This window comes from Actinomadura sediminis (assembly GCF_042675525.1).
Taxonomy (GTDB): Bacteria; Actinomycetota; Actinomycetes; order Streptosporangiales; family Streptosporangiaceae; genus Spirillospora; species Spirillospora sediminis.
The window spans coordinates 1-25,046 of the sequence record NZ_JBHTJA010000061.1 but is presented as its reverse complement, the minus strand read 5'-3'; the positions used below and the strand labels follow the sequence as shown (position 1 = coordinate 25,046).

Here is a 25,046-nt window from a genome sequence, read left to right as displayed (position 1 = left end):
GTCCTCAGGGCATCGGCGGCGTGAAGACGCCGAACCGGTTGCCGGACGGGTCCTCCAGGTAGGCGAACCGGAGGCCGTTGGCCGTCGCCATGGTGGACGCGGCGACCTTGCCCCCACACTTCTCCGCCTGGGCGCAGGCCGCGTCGACGTCCTGCACCAGGACGAGGAACATCGCGTGCGTCCCGCCCGCGTCGCGCTCGTGCGCGAGGCCGCCGCTCGGCTCGTCCGCCCCGGCGTAGCTGACCAGGTCGTAGCCGTCTGTACCGGGGACGGTCGAGCCGGCGTCGGCGTCGAACCGCCAGCCGAACATGTCGCCGTAGAACCGGCGGGCCTCGTCCGGCGCGTCGGTGCCGATCTGGAACCACGCGACGGTGTTGAAAGCCGGAATCGCCATCGTCTTCCTCCTTCAGTGGGTGACGGGGCCTAGCTTCGGGCGTCCCCGCGACAACCCTCTGTCGGTGTTTCTCAAACGAATTCGAGGCGCCGGGTGACGTAGTCGAGGGGGACGTCCTTGACCATGACGTCCTCGTAGCGGCGCTCGGGCGCGGTCTCGTCGAGCAGGGCGGCGCGCCGGATCCGGTCGATGCGGAAGATCCGGGTGTCCTCCCGCAAGCGGCACCAGCCGATGAGGTACCAGCGCAGGGACGCGCAGGTGAACGCGACCGGCTCCACCTCGCGTTCGCTCTCCTCCCCGGCCCCGTTCACGTACCCGAGCCGGACGACGCGGCGCACCGACACGGCCTCCTCCAGCACGGACGGGACGGACGGCGGCGCGTCGGCGTCGTGCGGCGTGAGGAACCGGACGCGGTCGGCGAGCCGCCGCGCGGACGCGCTGTCGGCCGCCGACATCGCGGTGACGATCTTGTGCAGCGCGGTGCGGGCCGAGCGGGAGTACGGGGACCCGTCGGCGCGCGCGAGGACGATCGCGACGGCGACGGCCTCGGCGGGCGTGAAGTTGAGCGGCGGCAGCGTCCGCTCGGGATCGAGCGTGTACCCGCCGCCCCGCCCGACGTCGGCGTAGATCGGCACACCGGCCTGCTGGAGCGCGCCGATGTCGCGTTCGATCGTCCGCGAGCTGACCTCGTACCGTGCGGCCAGCTCGCGGGCGCTGACCCGGCGGGGCGCGCAGGCCCGGAGTTCCTCGACGAGTGCGTACAGACGGTCGGTCCGGTTCACGCCGCGACCGTACGCCCCGCCACCGACAGTCAGAGGTCGCGGAGGAAGGCGAGGAGGGCCTCGTTCACCTCGCCGGGGCGTTCCTGCTGGGTCCAGTGGCCGCAGCCGGGCAGGGAGACGGTGCCGCGGAGGTTCGGGACGCAGTCGCGGAGGCGGGCGACGGCGCCGGGGTCGGCGACCGGGTCGCGGTCGCCGGCGACGAACAGCGCGGGCGGGAGGACGGGGGCGCGGTGCCAGGCGGCGGTGAGGTCCCAGTTGCGGTCGAGGTTGCGGTACCAGTTGACCGGGCCGGTGAAGCCGCTGTCGGCGTACTCGGCGACGTAGGCGGCGATGTCGTCCGCGGTGAGCCAGGCGGGGAGTTCGTCCGGCTCCGGGAGGGCGTCGAGGACGCCGCCGCCGTCGGGCGCGACGAGCGCGCTGCCGGGGCCGTCGCCGGAGATCGCGTAGAGCATGCGGCGGAACGTGGACGCGCGGTCGCGGTCGAGTTCGGCCTCGGGGGCGTCCGGTTCCTGGAACCGCACCATGTAGAACCCGTCGCCGAAGTGGCGGCGCAGCGCCGCGACGGGCGGGCGGGAGCTTCGGGGGCGGTGCGGCACCGACATGCCGACGACGCCGCGGACCTTGTCGGGACGCATCTGGGCGACCGCCCACGCGACGGGCGCGCCCCAGTCGTGCCCGACGACCACGGCGCGGTCGGCGCCCAGGGCGTCGATGAGCCCGACGGCGTCCCCCGCCAGGTGCATGATCGTGTACTGGGCGGGGTCGGCGGGGCCGCCCGTCCGGGCGTATCCGCGCTGGTCGGGCGCGACGGCGTGGAAGCCCGCGGCGGCGAGGGCGGTGAGCTGGTGCCGCCAGGAGTACCAGCATTCGGGGAAGCCGTGCAGGAGCAGGACGAGCGGGCCCTCGCCGGCCTCGGCGACGTGCATCCGCGGGCCGCCGTTCCCCTCGACGAAACGGTGCGCGATCTCGGTCATCGCACCAACGTAGACGGCGCCGCGGGGACCACATCGGTGGGCCCGGGATTGTGTGCCCGCGCCACATGGGTCCCGCGCGGCGGTGTGCGTAGGTTCTGCGCATGACGAGCGTGACACCGCACCTGACGGGGCGGCGGGCCCTGGTCACCGGCGGGGCGAGCGGGATCGGGCTGGCGTGCGCCCGTCGGCTGGCGGCGGCGGGGGCGCGGGTGACCGTGGCGGACCTGGACGGGACGGCGGCGGAGCGGGCCGCGCGGGAGTTCGGCGGCGACGCGCTGGCGGTGGACCTCGCGGGACCGGACGCGGCCGGGGTCGGGGCCGGTTTCGACGTCCTGGTCAACAACGCGGGCGTGCAGCATGTGGCGCCGCTCCACGAATTCCCGCCCGAGGTGTTCTCCCGGATCCTGCGGCTGATGGTGGAGGCGCCGTTCCGGCTGGTGCGGGACGCGCTGCCGGGGATGTACGAGCGCGGGTGGGGCCGGGTCGTGAACGTGTCCTCGGTGCACGGGCTGCGGGCGTCGCCGTTCAAGGCGGCGTACGTGACGGCCAAGCACGGCCTCGAGGGGTTGTCGAAGGTGATCGCGCTGGAGGGCGCGGCGCATGGCGTGACGTCGAACTGCGTCAACCCGTCTTACGTGCGGACCCCGCTGGTGGAGGGCCAGATCGCCGATCAGGCGCGCGCGCACGGCATGTCGGAGGACGATGTCGTCGAGCGGGTCATGCTGCAGAAGGCGGCGGTGAAGCGGCTCGCGGAGCCGGAGGAGGTGGCCGAGTTGGTCGCCTACCTGTGCTCCCCCGCGGCGGCGATGGTCACGGGTGCGTCGCTGACCCTCGACGGAGGTTGGACGGCCCATTGACAATGTCCCGTATGTCCTGCGGCGTCTTTCTTGAGCTGCTCGCCCGCGAGGCGTCCCCCGTGGAGTTCGAGGGGCCGCTGGTGCAGGCGCGGGCGGAGGGCGCGTCCCCGGCCGTCCTGGCGGAGCTGGAGGCGGCGAAGCTGGCGGCGCTGCGGGTGCGGGCGGTGATGCGGCGCCACGCCCGGCGGGAGGCGGAGCTCGCGGCGCTGTTCGACACTGCGGGCGACCTGGCGGGACTGCGCGATCTGGACGCGGTGCTGGAGGCGATCACCCGGCGGGCGCGGCGGCTGCTGAACGCCGACATCGCGTATCTGACGCTGAACGACGACGCGCGCGGCGACACGTTCATGCGGGTGACGGACGGGTCGGTGTCGGCGGCGTTCCGGCGGCTGCGGCTGCCGATGGGCACCGGGCTGGTCGGTCTCGTCGCGCAGACCGCGATGCCGTACAACAGCGACCACTACCTGGTCGACGAGCAGTTCCAGCATCGCGGGTTCATCGACGAGGCGGTCGCGGAGGAGGGCCTGGTCGCCATCCTGGGCGTGCCGATGAAGCTGGGCAGCCGGGTGATCGGCGTGCTGACGGCCGCGAACCGCAGCGAGCGTCCGTTCGACCAGGAGGAGGTCGCGCTGCTCGGCTCCCTGGCGGCGCACGCGGCGATCGCGATCGACAATGCCCGCCTGCTGGAGGAGACCCGCACCGCTCTGGAGGAGCTGAGCGCCGCCAACGAGGAGGTCAAAGCGCGTAGCGCGGCCGTAGAGGTGGCGGCGCGCGCGCACGACCGGATGACGGCGGTCGTCGTGCGCGGGGGCGGTGTCGAGGACGTCGCCGCGATCGTCACCGAGCTTCTGGGCGGCACTCTGCACGTCCTGGACGCGGACGGCGCCCGCCTGGCGACGACGGGAGCCGCTTCGGCGCCGTTGAGCGACGAAGAACTGGCCGGTGTGTCGGCGTCCGCGCACTCTGCGCGCGCGCAGGGACGCACGGTGCGGCGGGGCGACCTGTGGATCGCGTCCGTTTCGAGCGGCGACGAGATGCTCGGGACGCTGGTGCTGCGCACGTCCGAGGAGGTCTCGGACGCCGACCAGCGGATTCTGGAGCGCGCCGCCCTCGTCACCGCGCTGCTGCTGCTGTTCCAGCGCAGCGTCACGGAGGCGGAGGGGCGGGTGCGCGGCGAGCTGCTCGACGACCTGCTGTCGGAGCGGCGGACGGACGCGGCGGCGCTGGCGGCGCGCGCGAGACGCGTCGACGTCGACCTCGGCGCGCCGCACGTCGTGCTGTCGGCCCGGTACGAGACGCGCGACCATCGGCGGCGCGCGGAGTTCTGGGCGTCGTCGTTCGCGGCGGTGGAGCGCGGGCTGGCCGCGTCCCGCGGCGAGGAGGTCGTCCTGCTGCTGCCGGGCGACCGTCCGGGCGACGCCGCGCGGCGGGTCGCGAAGGAACTCGGGGCGTCGCTGGGCGCGCCGGCGACGGTCGGCGCGGCGGGCCCGGTGCGGGGCCCCGGCGAGGTCGCCGCGGCGCACCGGGAGGCGCAGCGGTGCGCGGACGCGCTGGTGGCGCTGGGCCGCCGCGGGGACGGGGCGGGCGCGTCCGAACTGGGGTTCATCGGGCTGCTCATCGGCGACGACCGGGACGTGCCGGGGTTCCTCGCCGGGTCGCTCGGGCCCGTCATCGACTACGACGAGCGGCGCGGGACGGCGCTCGTGCGGACGCTCGAGGCGTACTTCGGGGCGGGCGGCGGCCTCGCGCGGACGGCGCAGGAGCTGCACATCCACGTGAACACGGTCAGCCAGCGGCTCGACCGCATCGGGCGGCTGCTCGGCGACGACTGGCAGTCCCCGGACCGGGCGCTGGAGCTTCAGCTCGCGCTGCGGCTGCACCGCCTCCGGTGACGGCGAACGGGCCGCCGTCCCGGGGGACGGCGGCCCGTTCGCGCGGCTCACGCGGGGGTTTCGGCGTTCTCTCGCGCGGGCTCGGCGGGGCGGCGGCGCGCCGCGGCGCGGGCGGCGATCAGGTCGCGGGCGGTGCCCCAGACGCCGCGCCGGAACAGCAGCACGACGAGGATGAAGATCCCGCCGGTGATGATCCCGGTCTCCTGGAACCCGGCGGTGGCCAGGTAGTCGTTCAGTTCGACGATCAGCGCGGCGCCGACGATGCCGCCCCACAGCGTGCCGATGCCGCCGAGGACGACCATCATCACGGCCTCGCCCGAGGTCGTCCAGTAGACGCCCTGCAGGGACGCGAAGCCGTGGCCGATCGCGAACAGCCCGCCGGCCAGCCCGGACAGGGCCGCCGAGAGGACGAACGCGAGCAGCTTGAAGCGGTCGACGCTGTAGCCGAGCGCGCGCGCCCGTGCCGGGTTGTCGCGGATGGACATCAGCACGCAGCCGAACGGTGAACGGACGATGCGCCAGGCGGCGAACAGTCCGGCCAGGATGAACGGGAGTCCCGCGTAGTAGAAGTAGAACGGGTCGGACAGGTCCAGCCCGAACAGTTCCCTGGGGATGCCCTGCAGCCCGTTCTCCCCGCCCGTGACGTCCCTCCACTGGTTGGCGACGAAGTACACCATCTGCGCGAAGGCCAGGGTGACCATCGCGAAGTAGATACCGCGCAGCCGGACGGACAGGAACCCGATCGGGAGCGCCAGCAGGGCGGCGAACGCCGCGCCGCCCAGGATCGCCACGGGGAAGGGCAGCCCGGAGTGCAGGGCGATCAGGCCGGTCGCGTACGCGGAGCCGCCCCAGAAGGCGGCGTGCCCGAACGACAGCAGCCCGGTGAAGCCGAGCAGCAGGTCGACGGCGACGGCGAACAGCGCCCAGCAGGCGATGTCGAGCGCGACCGGCGGGTAGACGAACCAGGGCAGCACGAGCGCCGCCACCAGGCCGGCGGCGAGCAGCACGGGCCGTCCCGCGAGCTTCGACAGGATCACAGCGTCGCCTCCGTATTCACAGCGTCGCCTCCGTATTCACAGTGCGGCCTCATTCACAGTGCGCCCTCGTTCACAGTGCGGCCTCCTCGCGCCCGAACAGCCCGGCGGGGCGCCACAGCAGCACGACCGCCATCAGGATGAACACGAGCGTCTGCGACAGCGACGGGACGTAGTAGTTGCCGAGCGCCGACACGAGCCCGACCGCGAATCCGGCGGCGACCGACCCGAACACCGAGCCGAGCCCGCCGATCACCACGACCGCGAACACGGTGACGATCAGGTCGGCGCCCATCAGCGGGTTGACGGCCCGCATCGGCGCGGCCAGCACGCCCGCGAACCCGGCGAGCGCGATGCCGAACCCGAACACGGGCGTCACCCAGCGCGCCACGTCGATGCCGAGGGCGCGGGCCAGTTCCGGCCGTTCCGTGGACGCCCGGACGATCATGCCGACGCGGGTGCGGGCCAGCACGAACCACACCGCGCCGCACACCACGAGGGACACGGCCAGGACGAACACCTGATACGCGGGGTAGGTGAACAGGCCGAGGTCGATCGAGCCGTTCAGCGCGGACGGGCGCGGATACGGCTGCGACTGCACGCCGTACTGCCGCTTCACGAGGTCCTGCAGGATCAGCGCGAGCCCGAAGGTGAACAGGAAGTTGTAGAGGGGATCGAGGGGTGCCAGCCGCCGGATGAACAGCCGTTCCACCGCGACACCGGCGACGCCCAGGACGAGCGGGACCAGCGGCAGCGCGATCCAGAAGTTCACGCCGAAGGAGTCGAGGAGGACGTAGGAGCCGAACGCGCCGAGCATGTAGAACGCGCCGTGCGCGAAGTTGACGACCTTGAGCATCCCGAAGATGACCGCGAGGCCGAGGGCGAGCAGGGCGTAGAACGCCCCGCCCACCAGGCCGTTGAACGCCTGTTGCAGCACGTGGCCCGCCTCAGAGCTCGCAGGCCGGGCTGGGCTGCTGGAACGCCTCGGCCGCCGGGATCGTCTCGACGATCTTCTCGTAGTCCCAGGGCTCGGAGACCTCGCTCTCCGGCTTCACCTCGGCGAGGTAGGCGTCGTGGGTCAGCAGGTGGTCCTCGGCCCGGATCGTTCCAGTGGAGGTGAACACATCGTTCACCTTGTGGCCCTCGAGCTCCTTCACCACCGCGTCGGAGCCGTCCGTCCCGGCGCGCTGGACGGCCTCCAGGTACTGCAGGGCCGCGGAGTAGTCGCCCGCGTGGACGGCCGTGGGACGGGCGCCCGTCTCCTGCTTGAACCGGTCGGCCCACGCGCGGTTGTCGTCGTCCTGGTTCCAGTACCAGAAGTCGGTGAAGCGGGTGCCCTCCAGGGCCTTCGGGCCGAGCGAGTGGATGTCGGTGATGAACATCAGCCCGACGGCGAGCCCCACGCCCTTGTCGCGCAGCTTGTACTCGTTGTACTGCTTCACGAGGTTGACGAGGTCACCGCCGGCCTGCATGGCGCCGATGACGTCCGGCTTCGGGTCCAGGTTCGGGGCCTTCAGCAGGAACGTGGAGAAGTTGTCGTTGGGGAACGGCGTCGGGTCGGACTTCACGACCGTCCCGCCCGCCGCCTTGATGGACGAGCTGAACGTCTTCTCCATGTCCTGGCCGAACGCGTAGTCGGGGTAGACGAGGTACCAGTTCTTCGCCCCGGACTTGGTGAGCGCGGTGCCCGTTCCATGAGCGAGCATGTAGGAGTTGTAGCCGTAGTGGAACGTGTACTTGTTGCATTGCTCGCCCGTCAGCGCGGTGGTGGCGGCGCCCACGGAGATGAACACGCGCTTCTTGCCCTCCGCCACGTTCGCGACGGCGAGCGCGGCCGACGACGTGGGCACGTCCACGATCATGTCGGCCTTCTGCCGGTCGTAGAGCTCCCGCGCCTTGGTGTTGGCGATGTCGGGCTTGTTCTGGTGGTCGGCGGAGACGACCTCGATCTCCGTCGCGACCGCCTCGTCGCCGTACTTCTTCTTGAAGTCGGCGACCGCCATCTCGACCGCCTTGACGGCGTTCTCGCCCGACAGGTCGGCGTACACGCCGGACTGGTCGGTCAGCACCGCGAGCACGATCTTGTCGTCGCTGATCTTGCCCCCGCCCCCGCCGGGTCCGCCCGCGCCGCAGCCGGCCAGCAGGGCTCCGGCGGCCGCGAGCGCGGCCGAGCGTCCCATGAGTTTCATCGGGCTCTCCCTAGATTCCGAGGTACTGCAGGAGTTCGCTCTCCCGGGCGCGGACCTCGTCGTTGTCCATCGACTGGACGATCCGGCCCTCGGCGAGCAGGTGGTGGCGGTCGGCGACGGTGGCCGCGAAGTGCACGTTCTGCTCGATCAGCAGGACGGTGACGCCCGCGGCCTTGACCTCGCGCAGGATGTCGCCGATCTGCGCGACGATCAGCGGCGACAGGCCCTCGGTGGGCTCGTCGCACAGCAGCAGGCGGGCGCCGGTGCGCAGCACGCGGGCGAGCGCGAGCATCTGCTGCTCGCCGCCCGACAGCTTCGCCCCGGAGAATCTGCGGCGCTCCTTGAGCCGCGGGAACGTCTCGTAGACCCGGTCCAGCGGCCACGCCTCGGGCCCTCCGCCCTTGGCCGGTCGCGCGGGCGGAAGCAGGAGGTTCTCCTCCACCGACAGCGTGGCGAAGACGCCGCGGTCGTCCGGGACGTAGCCGAGGCCGCGCCGCGCGCGCTTGTGCGGCCCCAGCGCGGTGATGTCCTCGCCAAGGAACTCGATGGTCCCGGACGCGCCCGTGTGCAGGCCCGTCAGGCAGCGCAGCAGCGTGGTCTTCCCGGCGCCGTTGCGGCCGACGAGGGTGACGATCTCGCCCTCGTCCACGCGCAGCGAGACGTCCCGCAGGGCCTGCGCCTCGCCGTACCAGGCGGACAGTCCGTCAACTCGCAGCATGGGCGTCTCCGAGGTAGGCGGTGATGACCCGCGGGTCGTGGCGGATCTCTGCGTACGGGCCCTCCACCAGAACCCGGCCGTGCTGCAGGACGGTGACCCGGTCCGCGAGGCTGGAGACGACGCTCATGTTGTGCTCGACCAGCACGACCGTCCGTCCCGCCCGGACCCGCCGGACGAGCTCGACGGTGCGGTCGACGTCCTCGACGCCCATCCCGGCGGTCGGCTCGTCCAGCAGCAGCACCTTCGGGTCGAGGGCGAGCGCCAGGGCGAGTTCGAGCGCCCGCTTGCGCCCGTACGCCAGTGCGCCCGCCGGGGTCTCGGCGTGCTCCTCCAGGCCGACCTGGGCGAGCAGCTCGACCGCGCGGTCGGCGAACCGGCCGAGCGCCCGGTCCGACTTCCAGAACCGCCACCCCAGGCCGGTGCGCCCGGCGAGCGCCAGTTCCACGTGCCGGCGCGGGGTCAGCTCGGCGAACAGGCTGGTGATCTGGAACGACCGCGCCAGGCCGAGCCGCGCGATCCGCTCCGGGCTGCTGCCCGCCAGTTCCCGCCCGTCCAGCCGCACGCTCCCGGACGTCGGCTTGAGGAAGCCGGTGAGCAGGTTGAACAGCGTGGTCTTGCCCGCGCCGTTCGGCCCGACGAGCGCGTGCACCGCGCCCTCGGCGACGTCCAGGTCGACGCCGTCCACGGCGCGGAACCCGCGGAACTCCCTGACCAGGCCGCGCGCCGTCAGCACCGGCGCCGGCCGGACGGTAGCGCCCATGCGCCCTCCTCCCATGGTGACCCGGACCACACCGGGCCGCCGTGCTCGGGAACGCTAGGCCGCCGCCGCGAAACGGACTATGTGAGCCGCCGACACATTCGGCCCGGCCGATACGGACGTGATCCACATCACGCGCAGGTCGGAGGCGCGTTCACATGGGGCGCCGCGCGCTTATGTGGGCCGGCCCCATGGCCGTCGCCCGCCGGGGTCCGCACCATGTCGGCACTCGCCTCCGTCCAGAGGAGCCGGAATGCCGATCACCCGCCCCCTGTCCGCGACCGGCCTGTTCACAACCGGTCTGCTCGCGACCGGCCTGCTCGCGACCGGTCTGCTCGCGACAGGCGCCCTGACCCTCGCACTGGCCGCGCCGGCGCGCGCGCAGGAGGACCGCTGCGCGCCCGCACCGGCCGTACCGGGCGCGCAGAAACAGGTCGCCGCCTGCCTGGACGACCTCACGACCGCCGGAACCGTCGCATCGGGGCACACCGTGCCGGGAGACTACGCGGGCCTGCACGCGTCCGGAACCCGCAGCCCCTCCGGCGTCCCCGGCGTCCAGATCGACGGGTACTTCCGGGACGGCTCCACGTTCAACACGCACCACGGCTGGAACCACGACGCGCAGTTCGTCATCCGGCTCCCCGAACGGTGGAACGGCGGCCTCGTCGTCGCCGGATCGCCCGGGAACCGGCGGCAGTACGCCAACGACGTCACGATCTCCGACTGGGTCCTCGGCCAGGGCTACGCGTACGCGGCGACCGACAAGGGCAACAGCGGCCTGGAGTTCCACCGGGACGGCCGCCGCCCGGGCGACGCGGTCGCCGAGTGGAACCACCGCCTGACCGAGCTCACCCGCGCCGCGCAGAAGACGGCGGCACGCCACTACGGACGCCGCCCGTCCCGCACCTACGCGGCGGGGATCTCCAACGGCGGGTACCTCGTCCGCTGGCAACTGGAGAACCGCCCGCACCTGTACGACGGCGGGATCGACGCCGAGGGCACCCTGTGGCGCGCGGACGGCCCCAACCTGTTCACGTACCTGCCGCCGATCCTGCGCGCCTACCCCTCGTACGTCTCGGGGGACGAGTCCGCGCACCGGGCGCTGCACGAAGCCGGGCTCGTCCCGGGGTCGGAGTTCCTCTGGCCTTACCACGACAAGGTCTACTGGGAGCTGACGCAGCGCATCTACCGCGAGGAGTTCGACCCCGCGTACACGGGCGCGGAGGCGGCGTACGACTACGCGTCCCGGCCCCGCGAGGTGCGCCGCGCGGTCGAGCGGGTCTCCCTCACCGGCCGCATCCGCAAGCCGCTGATCAGCCTGCAGGGGACGTACGACGCGCTGCTGCCGATCGGCCGCAACGGCGACGCGTACGCCGCGCTCGTCCGCGACCGCGGCCGGGCCCCGTTCCGGTACTACCGCGTCGAGGCCGCCAACCACGTCGACGGCCTCGTCGACGCCCACCCGGAACGCCTGCGCCCGCTCCTGCCCTGCATGCGCTCCGCCTTCGCCGCGCTCGAAGCCTGGACCACCGCCGGGAACGCCCCGCCGCCGAGCGCCACCCTGCCCGAGCCGTCCGGAGACACCCTGAACACCTGCTCCCTGGGCAATTGACCACTTTTCCCCCGCACCTGATTAGAGTGCCCACGGAGCACAGAGCTCACAACGGGCTCGCAGGGGGAGGCACCCACATGGCATTCCGCACGTTCCTCAGCGCGCTCGGCGTCAACGCGCCGCGCGTCGAGACGATCGTCGACACCCCGAGCGTCCAGCCCGGGGACCCGTTGCGCTGCACCGTGCGCATCCAGGGCGGCGGCGCGGACATCGACATCGAGCGCCTCCGGCTGGGCCTGGTCGTCCGCGCGGAGGACCTGGAGAAGGACGGGTCGGCCGACTGGAAGAACCCCTACACCGTCGTCGAGGCCGCCCGCAGCGGCTTCCGGCTGCGCGCGGGCGAGACCATCACCCGCCCGGTCTACCTGACCGTGCCGTGGGACATGCCGCTCACCCACGAGCGCGGCCGCCCGATCCCGGGCGGCCGGGCCGCCGTGCGGACGGAGCTCTCGATCGACAACGCCCTGGACAAGGGCGACTTCGACGAGATCCAGGTGCGCGCCCTGCCCGCGCAGGACATGGTCTTCCAGATCTACGAGGACCTCGGTTTCCGGCTCCACGAAGCCGAGGTGAAGATCGAGGCCGAGTACTGGGAGAACATGGAGGACCGCCGCACGTCCCCCTACTGGCAGGAGCTCGACTTCTTCTTCCCGCCCGCCTGGAACCGGGGCACCGAAGAGCTGGAGACCGTGCTCGTCACCTTCGAGGACGAACTCGACATGCACCCGGGCGGGTGCCCGCCCCTCACCCTGCGCTACGCCGAGCAGGACCGGGCGGCGTGGACCACGGCCATCGACCGGCACATCCGCAAGTACTGGGCGCCGGACGCCTGACGCGCCCCGGCCTACTCCGCGTTCGTCCAGGCGAGGAGTTCGTCCACCGGGAGGGTGTTGACGACCCGGTCGGCGGGGACGGCGCAGCGGGCGGCGCGGTCGCAGCCGAACGGCTGCCAGTCGAGCTGGCCGGGGGCGTGCGCGTCGGAGTCGATCGCGAACCGGCAGCCCGCCTCGACGGCGAGGCGCAGCAGCCGCTTCGGCGGGTCGAGCCGCTCCGGCCGCGAGTTGATCTCGACGGCGACGTCGTGGGCGGCACAGGCGTCGAACACCAGCTCGGCGTCGAAGTCCGACTCGGGGCGCAGGCCGCCGCGCCGGCCGCCCGCCTTCACGATCCGTCCCGTGCAGTGGCCGAGGACGTCCACCGTCGGGTTCATGACCGCGTTGACCATGCGCGCCGTCATCGCGACGCGGTCCATGCGCAGCTTGGAGTGGACGCTCGCGACGACGACGTCGAGCCGGTCCAGCAGGTCGGGCTCCTGGTCGAGGGCGCCGTCGTCGAGGATGTCCACCTCGATGCCGGTGAGGATCCGGAACGGCGCGAGCTCGGCGTTCAGTTCGGCGACCGCGTCGAGCTGCCGGTGCAGGCGGTCGGCGGACAGGCCGTTCGCGACGGTCAGCCGCGGCGAGTGGTCGGTGAGCGCGATGTACTCGTGCCCGAGCGCGCGGGCCGCCTCGGCCATCTCGCGGATCGGCGAACCCCCGTCGGACCAGTCGCTGTGGGTGTGCAGGTCGCCCTTCAGCGCGGCGCGGAGCGCGGCGGCGGCCGCGTCGAGCGGCTCCCCCTCGGTGGCCTCGAGGCGCCGCAGGTACACGGGCGTCTCGCCGCGCAGCGCCTCCTCGACGACGAGCGCGGTGACCTTCCCGACGCCGGGCAGGTCGGTGAGCGTGCCCGCGCGGGCGCGGGCGTCCAGGTCGTCCGGCGGCGTGTCCGCGACCCGCGCGGCGGCCGTGCGGAACGCCCGCACACGGTAGGTGGGCTCCCCGGCGCGTTCCAGGAGGAACGCGATCCGGCGCAGCGCTTCGACGGGCTCCACGCCCAGGGGAGTACCCAGGTATGACCGCGGTGTCCCACCCCGGTGTCATCCGGGTGCGACCGGCCGGTCTCTAGCCTGGTCGGCATGGCCGAGACGAAGACCGCGGACGAGCCGGGGCTGCTGCGGACCGTGCTGGTGAACGGGGTGCTGGCCGCCGCGGTGACCGGACGGGCCGAGCCCGCGCCGCTCGACCGTCCGTGGCCCGCCCCGCTGCGCTGGACGGGGCGGATCGGCCTCGACCGGTTCCCGTACGGCATCGTGGTGAACCTGTTCTGGGTCGCCGTCACGATCGGGATGATCGCCGCGACGCGGTCGCTGCTGGACACCGAGAGCGCCGAGCGGGGGCGGCACCCCGGCGACGAGGCCCTGCTGCTGATCTCGATCGCGGCGTGCGCGCCGCTCGCGCTGCGCGACCGGCATCCGCTGGGCGCGTGGCGGCTGAGCTTCGCGGCGATGGCGATCATCGGCGTGAGCGACTGGCTGACCGTCCCGTACGTCCCGGCCGGGGCGTTCGCCATGGTCATGTGCCTGTTCACGGTGGCGGTGCGGTGCCCGGGGAACGTCACCCTCGGCGCCGGGATCATGACCGCCGCCGGCGCGTGGATCAAGGACCCGGAGACCGGCGCGGGCGCGTCCGTGCTGGTCCTGCTGCCGCTGGCGGTGGGCTACGCGGTGCGGGTGCGGCAGACGTCCCGGCGCGAGCTGGCCGAGCAGGAGCGGCGGCACGCCGACGCCGAGGCGGTGCTCACCGAGCGGCAGCGGATCGCGCGGGAGCTGCACGACGTCGTCGCGCACCACATGTCGATGATCGCGATCCAGGCGGAGGCCGCGCCGTACAAGGCCGAGGTCCCGGACGTCACCCGGCGGGACCTCGCCGAGATCCGGTCGACCGCGCTCGACGCGCTCACCGAGCTGCGCCGCATCCTCGGCGTGCTGCGGTCCGAGGACGGCTCCGACACCGCCCCGCAGCCCGGCCTGGAACGGCTGGACGACCTGGTCGCGGGCGCGCGCGGCGCCGGGCTGGACGTGACGGCCCGCCTGTCCGGCGATCTCGCGGGGCTCCCGCCCGGCGTCGGGCTGACCGCGTACCGGATCCTGCAGGAGGCGCTGAGCAACGCGATGCGGCACGCGCCCGGCTCCCGGGTCGACGTCGAGGCGTCCCGGGAGGACGGCGTACTCTCGATCGGCGTCGTCAACGGCCCCCCGGGCGACGGCCGGAGCCCGGTGTTCGCGACCGGCGGCGGCCACGGGCTGGTCGGGATGCGCGAGCGCGCCGCCATGCTCGGCGGGTGGCTGACCGCCGAGCCCACGTCCGAAGGAGGATTCGCCGTGACCGCCACGCTGCCCGAGAAGGCCCCGGAGAAGGCGCGGGACGCGACGTGACCATCCGCGTGGTGATCGTCGACGACCAGGGCATGGTGCGGTCGGGTTTCGGCGTGCTGCTGAACGCCCAGCCCGACATCGAGGTGGTGGGGGAGGCCGTCAACGGCGAGGAGGGGCTGCGGCGCGTCGCCGAACTGCGCCCGGACGTCGTGCTGATGGACGTCCGCATGCGGGTGATGGACGGGCTGGAGGCCACCCGCCGGCTGCTCGCCGACCGCGCCGAGGACGCCCCGAAGGTCCTGATGCTGACCACGTTCGACCTCGACGACTACGTGTACGAGGCGCTGCGGGCCGGGGCCGGCGGGTTCCTGCTCAAGGACGCGTCGGCGGCGGAGCTGTCCGACGCGGTGCGCGTCCTCGCCGCGGGCGACGCGCTGCTGTCGCCGTCGATCACCCGCCGGCTGATCGCGGAGTTCGCCCGGCTGGGCGGGCCCCGGGCGCCGTCCCGCACGCGGCTGGAGGAGCTCACCGAGCGGGAGACCGAGGTGCTCGCGCTGGTCGCGCGCGGGCTGTCCAACGGGGAGATCGCCGAGCGGCTGGTGCTGGCCGAGCAGACCGTGAAGACGCACTTCGGGCGGATCCTGATGAAGCTCGATCTGCGCGACCGGCCGCAGGCGATCGTCTACGCGTACGAGGTCGGGCTCGTCCGTCCCGGCGACTGACGCCCGCCCGATACCTGGGTCCGTCCGGTCATACCGGGGTGTGAGGCGCAAAGACGGCACCGCCGGGTGATCCCCGCCACGGGGCCCGCTTCCTACCTTCCTTGTCAGTGCTTCACCCCCACTGACCAGGAAGGACTCCCATGCGCTGGGTTCGCAGAACCGCGGCCGCCCTGACGGTCCTCACGGCGGCGGGCTCGGCCGTCGCCGCGACGAGCGCGCCCGGCCCGTACGCGGCGCCCGCTCCCGCCCCGGCGCTGTCCGCCGCGACGCTGGACGCCCGGTTCGCCGCCGCCGCGCGGGACATCGCCGGCGCCCGCGCCACGGCGGTGCGGGCCGGCGACGCGGAACGGGCCCGCGCGCTGTCGGCGTTCCTCGCCCCCGGGCGCCGCTTCCTGGCCTTCGACCCGCGCGGGGACGGCCGCGCCGTCGAGGTGTTCGGCGACCTGCGGCGCGCCGACCGGATCGCGGTCGTCGTGCCGGGCGCGGACAACGCGCTCGCCAACTTCGACTCGGTCAAGTTCGCGGGCGGCGGAGCACGCGCCCTGCACCGGCGCATGGTCGCCGCGGAGCCGTCCGCGCGGATCGCCGTGGTCGCCTGGCTCGGCTACCGCGCCCCCTCGACGCTCGGCCCGGACGTCCTGCGCGACGACCGCGCCGAGTCGGGCGCGCGGCGGCTCGGGCGGTTCCTCGACGGGCTGGCCCGGGTGAACGGGAAGGCCGAAGTCGCCCTGCTCTGCCACAGCTACGGGTCGGTGGTGTGCGCCGAGGCCGCCCCGGGACTCGCCGGGGTCCGCGTGGACGACATCGCGCTGTTCGGCAGCCCCGGGACGACGGCCCGCAGCGCCGCGGACCTGCGGACGCCCGCGACCGTCTGGGCCGGCCGCTCGACCGGCGACTGGATCCGGTTCGTCCCGCACGTCCGCTTCGCCGGGGTCGGTTTCGGGCCCGACCCGGTCTCCCCCGGGTTCGGCGCCGTCCGGTTCGACGCCGGAACCGGCCCCCACAGCGGCTACCTGAAGCCCGGATCCGCCGCGCTCCGCAACCTCGCCCTCATCGCGCTCGGCCGTGACTCGGAGGTCGCCCGTGCGTGACACCGCCCGCCCCGGGACCGCCCGCCCCGAGACCGCTCCCCCGCCCGCGACACCGGCCCGCGACCGCGCGATCGACGCGCTGCGCGCGTTCGCGATCCTCGGCGTCGTCCTCGGGCACTGGCTGGTCACCGCGTTCGTCGGGAGCGGCGCCGACCTGCGCGTCACCAGCCCGCTGAAGGACATGCCGCAGTTCGCGCCCGTCTCCTGGGTGCTGCAGACGCTCGCGCTGTTCTTCCTGGTCGGCGGCTACGCGGCGGCGAAGGGACTGCGGCCGGACGAGCCGTGGCGGCGCCGGTTCGCGCACCGGCTCGGACGGCTCGCGCGGCCGCTGCCGATCCTGCTCGCCGCCTGGATCCCGGTCGCCGCCGTGCTGGCCCGCGCCGGGTTCGACGGCGCGACGCTGTCCGCGCTGGTCGAGCTGGTGCTCGCCCCGCTGTGGTTCCTCGCCGTGTTCGTCGCGCTGACCGCGCTGACCCCGCTGGTCGCGGCCCTCTGGGACCGGCTCGGCGCGCGGGGCGCGGTGCTCCTCGTCGCCGCGACCGCGCTCGTCGACGCCGGACGGTTCGCGCTGGGGGCGCCCGAGCAGATCGGCTGGTGCACCGTCCTGACCGGCTGGCTCCTGCCGTTCTACCTCGGCGTCGGCTGGGCGCGCGGCGCGCTGCGGTCGCGCCGGACGGCCGTCGCGCTGCTCGCCGGCGGCGCCGCCGCGACGGCGGCGCTCGTCGCGTTCGCCGGATACCCGGCGAGCATGGTCGGGGTGCCGGGCGCCGACGTCTCCAACCTCAGCCCCCCGACGCTCGCCGCCGTCGCGTTCGGCCTCGCGCAGACCGGGCTCGCGCTGCTGCTGCACGGGCCGCTGACCCGCTGGACGCGGCGGCCCCGCGTATGGTCGGCGGTGTCCGCCGCGAACCGTCCCGCCATGACGGTCTACCTGTGGCACCAGACCGCGCTGATGGCCGTCACGGTAGCGACGGCGCCGGCGTTCGGCGCGGTCGGGGGCCTGCACACCCGGCCGGACGACGCGGCGTGGATCGTCCAGCGGGTCGCGTGGCTGCCGGTGTTCGCGGCCGTCCTCGCCGGGCTCGTGACCCTGGTGCGCCGGTTCGAGAGGCCCGGCGCCCGCGCGGCGACGCGGGCGAGGCCGTCCGCGTGGTTCCGGACGGGTCACCGGCGGCGGGGTGGCACTCTGGGGAGGTGACCACCGTGAACGACTCCGACGCCGACACCGAGCCCGCCGACGCCAAGGCCGCCGAGAACGAGCCCGCCGACACCTCGGCCGACTCCGCGAGGATCCGCGAGGAGACGACCCTGCGCCTGGAGAAGGCGATGGGCACGTTCGGAACCGCCGCGCTGGCCAGCATGGAACGCAAGCTCCCCTGGTTCCGGCGGATGCCGCCCGACCAGCGGTCCTGGATCGGGCTCGTCGCCCAGGCCGGCATCGCGGCGTTCGTGGAGTGGTTCAAGAACGACGAGCAGTCCCGCCCGGCCATCGCCGGCGAGGTGTTCGGCACCGCGCCCCGCGAGCTGATGCGCTCCATCAAGCTGCACCACACCATCGACATGATCCGCGTGATCATCGACGTGGTGGAGACGCGGCTGGACGAGCTGGCCGCCCCCGGCGGGGAGCAGCAGCTCCGCGAGGCCATCCTGCGGTACACGCGGGACGTGGCGTTCGGCGCGGCACAGGTGTACGCGCGGGCCGCCGAGACCCGTGCCGCCTGGGACGCCCGCCTGGAGGCGCTCGTCGTCAACGCGGTGATGCGCGGCGAGGTCGACGACGGCATGCACTCGTGGGCCGCCGCGCTCGGCTGGACGTCCAAGCCCGTCACCGTCATCGCCGGGTTCACGCCGGAGGACGAGGAACCCGAGGTCACGATCGACCAGATGCAGCTCGCCGCGCGCCGCGCGCGCGCCGACGTCCTCGCGGGCGTCCAGGGGCACCGGGTCATCGTCATCGTCGGGGGCGACACCGACCCGATGGAGGCGGCGCGGCCGATCGCGGCCAAGTGCGGCCCCGGCCCGGTCGTCGTCGGCCCGCGGGTCGGCGACCTGTACGAGTCGACGGCGTCCGCGCAGGCCGCCGTCGCCGGGCTCCGCGCCGCCGCCGGGTGGCCGGACGCGCCGCGTCCCGTCCTGGCCGTCGAACTGCTGCCCGAACGGGCGCTCGACGGCGACGAGGACGCCCGCCGCTACCTGGTGGAATCCGTCTACAACCCGATGCTGGCCGCCGGCGCCCCGCTGCTCGACACGCTCACGACCTACCTGGAGCAGGGCTCGTCCCTGGAGGCCACGGCGCGGATGCTGTTCGTCCACCCCAACACCGTCCGGTACCGGCTGCGGCGGGTCACCGAGCTGACCGGGCTCGCGCCGACCGACGGCCGCAACGCCTTCACGCTCCGCATCGCGCTCGTCCTCGGGCGGTTCTCGAGCCGCGCGAACCATGCGACCCGCGCGTGAGGGGCACGCGCGGCCGGAAGTGAGCGGCACGCGGCGCCGCGCCGATCTTTTGGACAACGACCCGCCCGGGCGCTTGTAGGGGTCTTACAAAGCCCCACGAGGAAACTTCGTACTCATCCGCATCGGCACCCGGGACCCCTTACGGGCAGGCTTGTCGCTGTGATTCTCGTCGCCTCGCCCGGCCAGGGCGCTCAGACCCCCGGCTTCCTAGAGCCATGGCTAGAGATCCCCGGCGTCGCCGACCGGCTCGCCTGGTGGTCGGCCGTCACCGGGCTCGACCTGGTCCGGTACGGGACGACCGCCGACGCCGAGGAGATCCGCGACACCGCCGTGGCGCAGCCGCTGCTGGTCGCCGCCGCCCTCGCCGCGAACGAGGTGCTGTACGCCGACGCCGACGCCGACGCGCCGGACGCGGTGGCCGGGCACAGCGTCGGCGAGCTCGCCGCCGCCGCGATCGCCGGGGTGCTGAGCCCCGAGGCCGCGCTGGTGCTCGTCCGGGAACGGGGCCGCGCGATGGCCGAGGCCGCCGCCGTCACCGAGACCGGCATGACGGCCGTGCTCGGCGGCGACGCCGACGAGGTCCTCGCCGCGATCGACAAGCACGGGCTCACCGCCGCCAACGTCAACGGCGCCGGGCAGGTCGTGGCCGCCGGGACCGTCGGGAACCTCGCCGAGTTCGCCGAGGAGCCGCCCGCGAAGGCCCGGCTCCGGCAGCTCTCGGTCGCCGGCGCCTTCCACACCGAGCACATGGCGCCCGCCGTCGACGCGCTCCGCCGGCTCGCGCCCGGCGCGCCCGTCGCCGACCCGCGCGCGACGCTGCTGCAGAACCGCGACGGCGCCGTCGTCGAGTCCGGCCGCGACTTCGTCGGGCGGCTCGTCGAGCAGGTCAGCGCGCCCGTCCGCTGGGACGCCTGCATGGCGACCATGCGCGAGCTCGGCGTCACCGCGATCATCGAGCTGCCGCCCGCCGGGACGCTCACCGGGCTCGCCAAGCGCGAGCTCAAGGGCGTCGAGCTCGTCGCCCTCAAGACCCCCGCCGACCTCGACAAGGCCCGTGAACTGATCGCGGCGCACACGACGGGACGCACGGCATGAGCGCCGGGCTCCGCATCCCCGAGGTCGCCCCGGGCGCGCGCATCCTCGCGTTCGGCGACTACCGGCCCGCCCGGGTCGTCACCAACGACGAGCTGGCGAAGACCGTCGACACCGACGACGCCTGGATCCGCAGCCGCGTCGGCATCGCCGAGCGCCGCATCGCCGCCGACGACGAGGGCATCGTCGAACTCGGCGTGCACGCGGGCGGCAAGGCGCTGGCCGGCAGCGGCCTCGCCCCGTCCGACATCGACCTGGTCATCCTCGCGACCTGCTCGGCGGAGTCGCCGATGCCGAGCCACGCGGCGGCCGTCGCGCACCGCCTCGGCATCGACGCGCCCGGCGCGTTCGACCTGAACGCCGCGTGCGCCGGATTCTGCTACGCGCTCGGCACCGCCAGCGCCGCCGTCCGGGCCGGGAGCGCGCGCAACGTGCTCGTCATCGGCTCCGAGAAGATGTCGCAGTGGCTCGACTGGACCGACCGGTCGACGTGCATCATCTTCGCCGACGGCGCCGGCGCGGCCGTCGTCACCGGCAGCGACGAGCCCGGCATCGGCCCGGTCGTGTGGGGCAGCGCCGGGGACGGCGCCGACAAGATCATCATTCCGGACCGGCACTCGTTCGTCCGGCAGGAGGGCCAGGCCGTCTTCCGCTGGGCGACGACCGCCATCGCGCCCGTCGCGCTGGAGGCGTGCGAGCGCGCCGGCGTCGCCCCGGCGGACCTCGCGGCGATCGTCCCGCACCAGGCCAACCTGCGGATCATCGAGGCGATCGCCCGCAAGGTGAAGGCCGTCAACGCCGTCGTGGCCGACGACATCGTGCACTCGGGCAACACCTCGGGAGCCTCCATCCCGCTGGCCATGTCCCGCATGATCGAGCGCGGCGACGTACCGTCCGGCGCCCCCGCCCTCCTGGTCGGGTTCGGCGCGGGACTGTCCTACGCTGCCCAAGTCATCCAGATCCCGTAGGTCGCGGCGCCCGCGCCGCGTCCCGGACCAACCCACTGAAGGAAGAGAGTCACACCATGGCAGTCGCCACCGAAGCCGAGATCCTCGACGGCCTCGCCAAGATCATCGACGACATCGTCGGCATCGACAAGGCCGAGGTGACGCCCGAGAAGAACTTCATCGACGACCTCGACATCGACTCGCTGTCGATGGTAGAGATCGCCGTGGCCGCGCAGGACGAGTTCGGCGTCGAGATCCCCGACGACGAGCTCCGCAACCTCAAGACGGTCCAGGACGTCATCAACTTCGTCCAGAAGCTCAAGGCCTGACGATGCGGGGACGGCGCGCCGCCGCCCCGGACGGCGCGCCCGAACCGACCCCCTTCAGCCGGCAAGGAGAACCAACATGAGCAAGAGCCAGACCAGGGTCGTCGTGACCGGTCTCGGTGCAACGACCCCTCTCGGCGGCGACCTGCCGTCGACCTGGTCCGCCCTGCTCGCCGGAGAGTCCGGGGTCCGCACACTGGACTGGGACAACATCGACGACGTGCCGGTCAAGTTCGCGGCCACGCTGAAGGTCGACCCGTCCGAGGTCATTCCCCGGCAGACGCTGCGCCGCCTCGACCGCAGCCAGGCGATCGCGCTGATCGCCGCGCGGGAGGCCTGGGCCGACGCCGGGTTCGCGCCGCCGACCGGCGGCAAGCCCCAGAAGGGCATGGAGAAGGCCGGCGTCGAAGGCGGTTTCACCGTGGACGGCGAGCGGCTCGGCGTCGTGCTGTCCAGCGGCATCGGCGGCCTGCACACCGCCCTCAACAGCTACGACGTCTTCCGGGAGAAGGGCTGGTCGCGGGTCTCGCCCTTCACCGTCCCGATGCTGATGCCGAACGGCGCGTCCGGGCACGTCGGCATCGAGTTCGGCGCGATGGCCGGCTCGCACGCGCTCGTCAGCGCCTGCGCGTCCAGCGGCGAGGCCGTCGGCTACGCCATCGACATGATCCGCGCAGGCCGCGCCGACGTGGTGATCTGCGGCGGCACCGAGTCCTGCATCCACCCGCTGCAGATGGCGTCGTTCGGCGCCATGCGGGCGATGTCGACCCGCAACGAGGAGCCGGAGCGCGCGTCCCGTCCCTACGACAAGAACCGCGACGGGTTCGTGCTCGGCGAGGGCTCCGCCGTGATGATCTTCGAGTCGGAGGAGCACGCCCGCGCCCGCGGCGCGAACGTCCTCGGGTACGCCGCCGGCTGCGGCTACTCCGGCGACGCCTACGACATCGTGCTGCCCGACCCGAGCGGCGCCGGGCAGGCCAAGGCCATGCAGCGGGCGCTCAAGGACGCCGGGCTGCGGCCCGAGGACATCGTGCACATCAACGCGCACGCCACGTCCACCCCGGCCGGGGACGTCGCCGAGCTCGCGTCCATCAAGGCGGGCCTCGGCGAGGACGCCGCCCGCGGCGCCGTCATCACCGCCACCAAGTCGATGACCGGGCACCTGCTCGGCGGCGCCGGCGCGCTGGAGTCGGTCTTCACGCTCCTCGCGCTGAAGGAGGGCCTCGTCCCCGCCGTCGCCAACCTGGAGGACATGGACGACGAGGTCGACCTGGACATCGCGCGCGACGAGCCGCGCAAGCTCCCGGACGGTCCCGCCGCCGCCCTCAACAACTCGTTCGGTTTCGGCGGCCACAACGTGTCGGTCGCCTTCCAGCGCGCCGTCTGACCGCCCCCGGCGGCCCGGCGCGCGCGTCGCACCGGGGAGGCCGTCCGGCGTGACCGTGCCCGGCATCGGCCCGGCGTTCCCTGCGGGAGCCGGGCCGATCACCGTCCCGGCGCGGCGGGCCCGGCGCTTCGGCGCGTCTTGAGCGCGACGACGGCGATGTCGTCGCGGGGCGACCCGCCCTGGAACGCGACCACGGCCTCGGCGACCCGGTCCGCGATGCCCTGGGCGTCGAGCCCGCGCACCCGTGCGAGGAGGTCCGCGAGCCGCTCCTCCTCGAAGAACCCGGTCCCGTCGCCGCGCGCCTCCGTGACCCCGTCGGTGTAGAACAGCAGCGCCTCGCCGGGGTCCAGCTCGACGGGCTCGCCGGTCACCCGGGGCTCGTCGAGCACGCCGATCAGGTCGCCGGGTCTCCCGAACGCCGCCACCGCGCCGTCCCGCGTCACGCGCAGAGGATGCGGGTGCCCGCCGAGGGCGATCGTCACGCGGGGCGGCCGTCCGTCCGGGCGTTCCTCGACCACGGCGTAGACCGCCGTGCAGAAGCGTTCCGACTCGTAGCGCAGGACGGCGTCGTTGAGCCTGCGCAGCACATCGGCGGCCCGGGGCGACTCCGCCGCCACGGCCCGCACGGTGTGCCGGGCCAGGCCGGTCACCACCGCCGCCTCCGCCCCCTTCCCGGAGACGTCGCCGAGGACGAGACCCCAGCGGCCCGGCGAGATCTCGAACAGATCGTAGAAGTCCCCGCCCACCTCGTCGCCGTGCCCCGCGGGCCGGTACGCGCCGCCCGCGTCCATGCTCGGGATCCGGGGCAGCTCGCCCGGAAGGAGGCTGTCCTGGAGCGTCCGGGCGAGCTGGCGGGCGCGGGCCTCCGACTCCCGCGCGCGCTGCCGGGTGCGCAGCAACTCGCGTTCGTACTCCCGCCGGTCGGTGGCGCGGAAGACGCAGACGCGGACGGTCTCGGTCCCGTCGCCCGGCTCCCCGACGAGCACGCAGTTGAGGAGAACCGGCAGCCGGGCGCCGTCGGCGCACGTCACGTCCACCGCGATCTCATGGACCGTCCGCTGCATGGCCAGCAGGGGGGCGAAGTGCGTCTCGTAGTAGAGCCGGTCGCCGATGGGGAGCAGCTCCTGGAAGCGCACACCGGCCAGGAGCTCGGCCCCGCTCCGCCCGGTCCAGTCGCAGAACGTCGCGTTGACCAGCGTGATCAGGCCGTTCGCGCGCATCAGCACGTAGCCGCAGGGGGCGTGCTCGTACAGGTCTCGCAGCAGCTCCAGCTCGTCATCCGCCCCGGCCATCCGCCTCCTTCGCCAGGAACGCCTTGATCGCCGCGACCGTCTCCTCGGGCGCGCTGAGGTTGGGGCAGTGACCGGTCGCGCGCATCCGGACGAGCTCGCCGTCGGGAAGGGCGCGGTGCACGTACTCCCCCACCGGGTCGGGGGCGATGACGTCGTCGGAACACTGGAGGACCAGGGTCGGAACGGTCACCGAGCGCAGGTCGGCCCGGTTGTCGGAGAGGAACGTGACCCGGGCGAACTGGCGGGCGATGTCCGGGTCGGTGCGGCAGAAGGAGTTCGTCAGCTCCTCCCCCAGCTCCGGGCTCCCGGGATTGCCCATGATCGCCGGAGCCATCTCGCTGGACCAGCCGAGGTAGTTGCTCGCCATGGAGTCGAGCAGCTCGTCGATGTCGGCCGCGGAGAAGCCGCCGACGTAGCCGTCGTCGTCGATGTACCTGGGCGAGGGGCCGATCAGGACGAGCCGGTCGAACCGGTCGGGGGCCTTGGCCACCGCCAGCACGCCGATCATGGCGCTGACCGAATGCCCCACGAAGACCACGTCCCGCAGGCCGAGCTCTTCGATGATCTCGAGCGCGTCCTCGGCGTAGGCGTCCAGCGTCCCGTACCGTTCGGCGGAGTACGCCGACAGGTCCGAGCCCCCGGCTCCGACATGATCGAACAGGACGATCCGGTGATCGGCCTCGAACGCGGGCGTGATCATCCGCCACATCGACTGGTCGCAGCCGAATCCGTGCGCGAACATCATCGGCTGCCCAGACCGCTTTCCCAGGTCACGGACGTTGTTTCGGGTCACCGTACGCATCGCCGATACCCTGCCCGGCCGCCCCGGGTTCACACCAAGAAGGCCCGGTATGCGGACGACCGGTCACGGGAACGGCACCGGAACGGCCCGGGGCGGCGCCGCGCACGGCCCGAGACGACGCGGGAACGGCGCGGCACGGCGCCCCGGACAGGTCGGGGCGGGGCGCGTGCAGGCGGGGCGCGTCCGGGCAGGGCGCGTCCGGACAGGACGCGTCCGAGCAAGGCGCGTCCGAGCAAGGCGCGTCCGAGCAACACGCGTCCAAGCAACACGCGTCCAAGCAACACGCGTCCAAGCAACACGCGTCCAAGCAACACGCGTCCAAGCAAGACGCGTCCAAGCAAGACGCGTCCAAGCAAGGCGCGTTCAGGCGGGACGCATCCGCACGGCACGGGACGCATCCGGACGGGACGCATCCGGACGGGACGCGACCGGCGCGGCGGCGGTGGCGGGACGACGGGGCCGCCGTCGGTGCGCCCCGCCGGCCCGGTGCGGGGGCGGCGGGGCGCGCGGTGCGGGGCCGGCCGGGCG

24 protein-coding genes are annotated in these 25,046 nt (G+C 73.6%); 13 read left to right on the top strand and 11 right to left on the bottom strand.

The features are described from left to right. Positions 1-4: 4 nt before the first annotated feature. The 3 genes from ACFQ11_RS25050 to ACFQ11_RS25040 form a co-directional block, all read right to left on the bottom strand. Positions 5-394, bottom strand: coding sequence for a VOC family protein (locus ACFQ11_RS25050; RefSeq protein WP_378302746.1), 390 nt, complete (start codon positions 392-394; stop codon positions 5-7). A 71-nt stretch (positions 395-465) separates the two neighbouring features. Continuing rightward, complete coding sequence (locus ACFQ11_RS25045; RefSeq protein ID WP_378302744.1) at positions 466-1,176, bottom strand: helix-turn-helix transcriptional regulator; 711 nt, start codon at positions 1,174-1,176, stop codon at positions 466-468. Positions 1,177-1,205: 29 nt separating this feature from the next. Next, a complete protein-coding gene (locus tag ACFQ11_RS25040; RefSeq protein WP_378302742.1) occupies positions 1,206-2,150 on the bottom strand; it encodes an alpha/beta fold hydrolase in 945 nt (314 codons plus the stop codon). Positions 2,151-2,251: 101 nt separating this feature from the next. Between ACFQ11_RS25040 and ACFQ11_RS25035 the strand changes: the two genes are divergently transcribed. Both ACFQ11_RS25035 and ACFQ11_RS25030 read left to right on the top strand, forming a co-directional pair. Continuing rightward, positions 2,252-3,007, top strand: a complete 756-nt coding sequence (locus ACFQ11_RS25035; RefSeq protein ID WP_378302740.1) for a 3-hydroxybutyrate dehydrogenase — start codon at positions 2,252-2,254, stop codon at positions 3,005-3,007. An 11-nt stretch (positions 3,008-3,018) separates the two neighbouring features. Continuing rightward, a complete protein-coding gene (locus tag ACFQ11_RS25030) occupies positions 3,019-4,899 on the top strand; it encodes a helix-turn-helix domain-containing protein (protein WP_378302738.1) in 1,881 nt (626 codons plus the stop codon). Between the two features lie 47 nt (positions 4,900-4,946). Here the strand turns inward: ACFQ11_RS25030 and ACFQ11_RS25025 are convergent, their stop codons facing one another. The 5 genes from ACFQ11_RS25025 to ACFQ11_RS25005 all read right to left on the bottom strand — a co-directional run bounded on the left by ACFQ11_RS25025 (position 4,947) and on the right by ACFQ11_RS25005 (position 9,600). Then, a complete protein-coding gene (locus tag ACFQ11_RS25025) occupies positions 4,947-5,936 on the bottom strand; it encodes a branched-chain amino acid ABC transporter permease (protein WP_378302736.1) in 990 nt (329 codons plus the stop codon). A gap of 70 nt (positions 5,937-6,006) precedes the next feature. Next, positions 6,007-6,870, bottom strand: coding sequence for a branched-chain amino acid ABC transporter permease (locus ACFQ11_RS25020; RefSeq protein ID WP_378302734.1), 864 nt, complete (start codon positions 6,868-6,870; stop codon positions 6,007-6,009). A gap of 10 nt (positions 6,871-6,880) precedes the next feature. Beyond that, positions 6,881-8,122, bottom strand: coding sequence for an ABC transporter substrate-binding protein (locus tag ACFQ11_RS25015; protein ID WP_378302732.1), 1,242 nt, complete (start codon positions 8,120-8,122; stop codon positions 6,881-6,883). Positions 8,123-8,132: 10 nt separating this feature from the next. After that, positions 8,133-8,840, bottom strand: a complete 708-nt coding sequence (locus ACFQ11_RS25010; RefSeq protein ID WP_378302730.1) for an ABC transporter ATP-binding protein — start codon at positions 8,838-8,840, stop codon at positions 8,133-8,135. Next, positions 8,827-9,600, bottom strand: a complete 774-nt coding sequence (locus tag ACFQ11_RS25005) for an ABC transporter ATP-binding protein (protein WP_378302728.1) — start codon at positions 9,598-9,600, stop codon at positions 8,827-8,829. The genes ACFQ11_RS25010 and ACFQ11_RS25005 overlap by 14 nt, the downstream gene beginning before the upstream one ends. A gap of 250 nt (positions 9,601-9,850) precedes the next feature. Between ACFQ11_RS25005 and ACFQ11_RS25000 the strand changes: the two genes are divergently transcribed. Continuing rightward, positions 9,851-11,209 (top strand): 3-hydroxybutyrate oligomer hydrolase family protein, encoded by a 1,359-nt coding sequence (locus ACFQ11_RS25000; RefSeq protein ID WP_378302726.1) that lies wholly within the window; start codon positions 9,851-9,853, stop codon positions 11,207-11,209. A 77-nt stretch (positions 11,210-11,286) separates the two neighbouring features. Beyond that, entirely contained in the window at positions 11,287-12,042 is a 756-nt protein-coding gene (locus ACFQ11_RS24995; protein WP_378302724.1) for a sporulation protein, read from the top strand. An 11-nt stretch (positions 12,043-12,053) separates the two neighbouring features. Here the strand turns inward: ACFQ11_RS24995 and ACFQ11_RS24990 are convergent, their stop codons facing one another. Continuing rightward, entirely contained in the window at positions 12,054-13,079 is a 1,026-nt protein-coding gene (locus ACFQ11_RS24990) for a PHP domain-containing protein (RefSeq protein ID WP_378302722.1), read from the bottom strand. An 84-nt stretch (positions 13,080-13,163) separates the two neighbouring features. Between ACFQ11_RS24990 and ACFQ11_RS24985 the strand changes: the two genes are divergently transcribed. The 9 genes from ACFQ11_RS24985 to ACFQ11_RS24945 all read left to right on the top strand — a co-directional run bounded on the left by ACFQ11_RS24985 (position 13,164) and on the right by ACFQ11_RS24945 (position 22,424). Then, entirely contained in the window at positions 13,164-14,462 is a 1,299-nt protein-coding gene (locus ACFQ11_RS24985) for a sensor histidine kinase (protein WP_378302720.1), read from the top strand. Continuing rightward, positions 14,459-15,124 (top strand): response regulator, encoded by a 666-nt coding sequence (locus tag ACFQ11_RS24980; RefSeq protein ID WP_378302718.1) that lies wholly within the window; start codon positions 14,459-14,461, stop codon positions 15,122-15,124. Before ACFQ11_RS24985 ends, ACFQ11_RS24980 begins: the two co-directional genes overlap by 4 nt. Positions 15,125-15,264: 140 nt before the next feature. Then, on the top strand, positions 15,265-16,215 hold the full coding sequence (locus ACFQ11_RS24975; protein ID WP_378302716.1) for an alpha/beta hydrolase: 951 nt from the start codon (positions 15,265-15,267) through the stop codon (positions 16,213-16,215). Further along, positions 16,208-17,413 carry an acyltransferase family protein gene (locus ACFQ11_RS24970; protein WP_378302714.1) on the top strand — a complete coding sequence of 402 codons (1,206 nt, stop codon included), beginning with the start codon at positions 16,208-16,210 and terminating at the stop codon, positions 17,411-17,413. The genes ACFQ11_RS24975 and ACFQ11_RS24970 overlap by 8 nt, the downstream gene beginning before the upstream one ends. A gap of 5 nt (positions 17,414-17,418) precedes the next feature. After that, positions 17,419-18,672: a PucR family transcriptional regulator gene (locus tag ACFQ11_RS24965; RefSeq protein WP_378302712.1), complete on the top strand. Its 1,254-nt coding sequence runs from the start codon at positions 17,419-17,421 to the stop codon at positions 18,670-18,672. 159 nt (positions 18,673-18,831) lie between these two features. Then, positions 18,832-19,767, top strand: a complete 936-nt coding sequence (locus tag ACFQ11_RS24960) for an ACP S-malonyltransferase (RefSeq protein ID WP_378302710.1) — start codon at positions 18,832-18,834, stop codon at positions 19,765-19,767. Beyond that, positions 19,764-20,732: a beta-ketoacyl-ACP synthase III gene (locus ACFQ11_RS24955; protein ID WP_378302708.1), complete on the top strand. Its 969-nt coding sequence runs from the start codon at positions 19,764-19,766 to the stop codon at positions 20,730-20,732. The genes ACFQ11_RS24960 and ACFQ11_RS24955 overlap by 4 nt, the downstream gene beginning before the upstream one ends. 56 nt (positions 20,733-20,788) lie before the next feature. Further along, entirely contained in the window at positions 20,789-21,040 is a 252-nt protein-coding gene (locus tag ACFQ11_RS24950) for an acyl carrier protein (RefSeq protein ID WP_378302706.1), read from the top strand. 76 nt (positions 21,041-21,116) lie between these two features. Further along, positions 21,117-22,424: a beta-ketoacyl-[acyl-carrier-protein] synthase family protein gene (locus ACFQ11_RS24945; RefSeq protein WP_378302704.1), complete on the top strand. Its 1,308-nt coding sequence runs from the start codon at positions 21,117-21,119 to the stop codon at positions 22,422-22,424. A gap of 98 nt (positions 22,425-22,522) precedes the next feature. Here ACFQ11_RS24945 and ACFQ11_RS24940 read toward each other — a convergent pair whose 3' ends face one another. Next, positions 22,523-23,716, bottom strand: coding sequence for a PP2C family protein-serine/threonine phosphatase (locus ACFQ11_RS24940; protein WP_378302702.1), 1,194 nt, complete (start codon positions 23,714-23,716; stop codon positions 22,523-22,525). Further along, positions 23,700-24,458, bottom strand: a complete 759-nt coding sequence (locus ACFQ11_RS24935) for an alpha/beta fold hydrolase (protein WP_378302700.1) — start codon at positions 24,456-24,458, stop codon at positions 23,700-23,702. The genes ACFQ11_RS24940 and ACFQ11_RS24935 overlap by 17 nt, the downstream gene beginning before the upstream one ends. Positions 24,459-25,046 lie beyond the last annotated feature (588 nt).